We start from the raw sequence: 3,491 nt of genomic DNA, 5'->3' as shown, positions 1-3,491 counted from the left end.
GCGAACCGCCGCTCGGGCCTCGGGCCCCTGCTCGGCTACGGGATGGGCATCGCCGCCGGTGTCGGCTACGCCGTGCTGACCCGGGGCCGTCGGATGCCGCTTCCCCTGGCGGCCGGGGTGCTCGGCGGCGGCGTGATGACGATGTCCGACGGATCGATGACCCTGCTGGGAGTGACCGACCCGCGGCGCTGGCGCCGGTCGGACTGGGTCGCCGACATCGTGCCGCACGTCGCGTACGGCATGGCGGCCGCAGCCACCTGGAACCGGCTGCGGCCGCCCGTGTCGGGCCGGGGTCGTTAGCCCCGGCCGCTCTCGTCGTCGGCGACCGGCTCCGTCGCCGGGCCGTACGGCGAGACCTGCCCCCGGGGCACCGGCCGGCCCTCGTCGCCGCCGGACGAGCCTCGGTTGCGCGGGTGGCCGCCCGGGCTCGGGACCTTGCTGTACTGGCTGGTGGCGCCCTTGTCGTTGCGGCGCAGTTCCTCCTGCTGCGGATTCACCACGGGTCTTCTCCTTCCGGGGTTCGACCGTGTCCCACCTCGGTTACCCGGCGCCGTGGGTGGCATGCCGGCCCGGGCGGACGGTCGCAGGGCTGACCCGGCGCCCAGCGGGTACACCCCGAGGATGGGCGACGACCGGAGGATGGCGCGGGTCCTGCTGGACCGGCGGGGCACCACGTACGCCGAGGAGGCGGGCATCCGGCTCGCCGACCGGCCCGCCCCGCTCTACCAGTTGCTGGTGCTCGCCACGCTGCTGAGCACCAGGATCCGGGCCTGCGTCGCGGTGTCGGCCGCCCGGGAGCTGTTCGCCGCCGGATACCGGACCCCGCAGGCGATGGAGGCGGCGAGCTGGCAGGACCGCGTCGACGCGCTGGGCCGGGGCCACTACCGCCGCTACGACGAGCGGACCTCGACGATGCTCGGCACCGGCGCCCGGCTGTGCCTGGACCGCTGGCGGGGCGACCTGCGCCGGCTGCACCGCGAGGCCGACGGCGAGCCGCCCGCGCTGCGCCGGCTGCTGACCGAGTTCCCCGGCATCGGCCCGACCGGCGCCGACATCTTCCTGCGCGAGGCACAGGTGGTCTGGCCGGACCTGCGCCCGTACGCCGACCGCCGCGCCCTGTCCGGCGCGGAGCGGCTCGGCCTGCCCCGCTCGCCGGACAAGCTGGCCGGGCTGGTCGAGCCGGCCGACTTCGGCCGGCTCGCCTCGGCGCTGGTGCGGGTGTCGCTCGGCGAGGAGTCCGCCGGCGAGGTCACCCGCGCCGCCGGGCGGTGAGGCAGGCTCACTTGACCGGCTTGTCGCCCGGCTTCGTCAGGTTCCACACCAGCAGCGCCGCCAGCAGCGCGAGCACCACGAGCCCGCCCGACACGCCGCGACCGTCCTCCTCGCTGCGGCCGGTGGTGCCGAAGTAGATCACCGCGAGCCCGGCCAGCACGGTGACGAACGTCCGCATCCCTCGGTCCTTCACGTACCGGACGGTACGCCCGCCCCAGGCCCGACGTGGCCGGTTCGTCCGGATTCACCCGACCGTGGCGGCCCCGGGTCAGGCCCCGGTGGCGGCGCCCCGCAGCCGGACCCGGCGGATCGTCCGGCCGGACACCTCCACCACCTCGACCGTCAGCCCCGGCAGATGCACCGTCTCCCCGGGCCCGGTCGGCAAGTGCCCCAGCCCGGCCAGCACCAGCCCGGCCACCGTCGTGTACTCCCGCGACGGCCGGAAGTGCAGCCGCACCCCGACATCGGCCAGGTCGTGCAACGGGAAGTCGCCGGGCAGCAGCAGCGAGCCGTCCGGTTCCCGGGCCACCCCGGTCACGTCCCGGTCGGTCTCGTCGTACAGCTCCCCCACCACCTCCGCCAGCAGGTCCTCCAGGGTCACCAGGCCGTCGACCCCGCCGTGCTCGTCGACGACCAAGGCGAGCTGCTGGTGGCACAGCCGCAGCCGGCGCAGCGCGTCGGACACCGGCAGGGTGCCGGGCAGCAGCAGCGGCGGGCGCGCCCGGTCGCCGACCGCCGCCGCGCCCGCCGCGACGAGGTCCCGGATGTGCACCACGCCGCGCACGTCGTCCAGCCCCCCGGGCCCGACGACGGGGGCACGGGACCGGCCGGCGGCGGCGAGCCGGCGCAGCCCCTCGTCGGAGGGCAGGGTCGCGGGGAGCGCGGTCACCTCCAGCCGGGGGACGAGGATCTCCCGCAGCGTCCGGCCGGCGATGTCGAACGCTCCGGTGAGGATCTCCCGCTGCTGCGCGGACAGGCCCCGCTGGCTGACCACGATCTCCCGCAACTCCTCCTCGGTCATCTCCGTACGACTGGCCCGCGGGTCCCCGCCGGCGAGCCGCACCACCACGTCGGTGGCCTTGCTCAGCAACCAGACCGCCGGTCGGGACACCCGGGCCAGCAGGTCCAGCGGGCCGGCGCTGAGCAGCCCCCACCGCTCCGCGCGCTGCATCGCCAGCCGCTTCGGCGCCAGCTCGCCGACGACCAGGGTGACGAAGGTGAGCAGCACGGTGACCAGGACGACCGCGGCGCCCCGCGCGGCCTCGCCGAGGAAACCCAGCGGCCCGACCAGCGGCTCGGCCAGCGAGACCGCGGCGGCGGCGGAGGCGAGGAACCCGGCGAGGGTGATGCCGAGCTGGATGGTGGCCAGGTAGCGGTTGGGGTCGCGGACCAGCCGTGCCAGCCGCTCCCCCGAACGGCTGCGCCGACCCAGCTGCCGCACCTGCCCCTCGCGCAGCGTCACGAGCGCCATCTCGCTGCCCGACAGGGCCGCGTTGACGAGCACCAGCACGGCCACCAGCGCGAGCTGCCCGAGCGGTGCCCCCATGTCAGTCGACCTCCAGGTCGTCGAGGGAGATCTTGTGCGTCATCAGCCACCGCGCCAGCGCCGACATCCCGAACAGCCACAGCGGCGCCGACTCGGTGGTGCCGTTCGTCGCGAAGATCGCGAAGCGCAGGTCCGGAGCGCGGTACGCCTCGATCCGCCATTTGTGCTGCTTGTCCCGCCAGACCGCGGAAGGGTCCATGGCGCCACGCTAGGCGACCGCCCGCCCCGCCGGGGCGGCTTCAGCACGGGGCCGCGACCACGACCCGGGCGTCGTCGGGCAGCCGCCGGGTGGCGCCCCGGCGGTCCAGCAGCTCCAGCAGCGGCACGGCGACGCGGCGGGTGGTGTCCAACGCCTGCCGGGCGGCGCTGAGCGTGAACGGCTGCGGCAGCCCGGCCAGCACCCGTACGGCCTCGTCGACCGCGCCGGGCAGCAGCACCACGTTCTCGGCGACCCGCAGCAGCGCACCGGCCCGCACCGCCGCGCCGATCTCCCGGGGCCCCAGACCCAGCTCCGCCAAGCGCTCGGCCTCCGGGGCCCGGAACGGGCGGTCGGCGTACTCGGCGCGGACCCGGGCGACGGCGCGGGCCACCGGCTCCGGCAGCGCGTCGGCGGCGGCCGCGGTGACCCGGCCGGCGTGCAGCCGCAGCGGCGGCCGGACCAGCGCCTCGACCA

At 76.4% G+C, this 3,491-nt stretch carries 6 protein-coding genes and 1 pseudogene; 2 read left to right on the top strand and 5 right to left on the bottom strand.

Annotated features, from left to right (window positions below; genetic code table 11):
* Positions 1 to 300 (top strand): annotated as a pseudogene (locus AB0L34_RS33350) (hypothetical protein); the annotation flags it as partial.
* Here the strand turns inward: AB0L34_RS33350 and AB0L34_RS33345 are convergent.
* Positions 297 to 500 carry a hypothetical protein gene (locus AB0L34_RS33345; RefSeq protein ID WP_363709607.1) on the bottom strand — a complete coding sequence of 68 codons (204 nt, stop codon included), beginning with the start codon at positions 498 to 500 and terminating at the stop codon, positions 297 to 299. The pseudogene AB0L34_RS33350 and the gene AB0L34_RS33345 overlap by 4 nt on opposite strands.
* Before the next feature lie 121 nt (positions 501 to 621).
* On the opposite strand from AB0L34_RS33345, the gene AB0L34_RS33340 reads away from it, so the two are divergent.
* Positions 622 to 1,272 carry a hypothetical protein gene (locus tag AB0L34_RS33340; RefSeq protein WP_357461887.1) on the top strand — a complete coding sequence of 217 codons (651 nt, stop codon included), beginning with the start codon at positions 622 to 624 and terminating at the stop codon, positions 1,270 to 1,272.
* Positions 1,273 to 1,279: 7 nt separating this feature from the next.
* Here AB0L34_RS33340 and AB0L34_RS33335 read toward each other — a convergent pair whose 3' ends face one another.
* The 4 genes from AB0L34_RS33335 to AB0L34_RS33320 form a co-directional block, all read right to left on the bottom strand.
* Positions 1,280 to 1,465 carry a hypothetical protein gene (locus AB0L34_RS33335; protein WP_357697469.1) on the bottom strand — a complete coding sequence of 62 codons (186 nt, stop codon included), beginning with the start codon at positions 1,463 to 1,465 and terminating at the stop codon, positions 1,280 to 1,282.
* 75 nt (positions 1,466 to 1,540) lie between these two features.
* Positions 1,541 to 2,818, bottom strand: coding sequence for a hemolysin family protein (locus tag AB0L34_RS33330; RefSeq protein ID WP_363709605.1), 1,278 nt, complete (start codon positions 2,816 to 2,818; stop codon positions 1,541 to 1,543).
* A 1-nt stretch (position 2,819) separates the two neighbouring features.
* Entirely contained in the window at positions 2,820 to 3,017 is a 198-nt protein-coding gene (locus AB0L34_RS33325) for a hypothetical protein (protein WP_350687479.1), read from the bottom strand.
* 40 nt (positions 3,018 to 3,057) lie between these two features.
* Positions 3,058 to 3,491, bottom strand: a 434-nt coding sequence (locus AB0L34_RS33320) for a SelB C-terminal domain-containing protein (protein WP_363709603.1), incomplete at its 5' end; no start/stop codon positions are given.

The organism is Micromonospora sp. NPDC052213 (assembly GCF_040679695.1).
Classification (GTDB): Bacteria; Actinomycetota; Actinomycetes; order Mycobacteriales; family Micromonosporaceae; genus Micromonospora.
The sequence above is the reverse complement of the archived record's forward strand: the minus strand, read 5'-3'. Positions and strand labels throughout refer to the sequence as shown.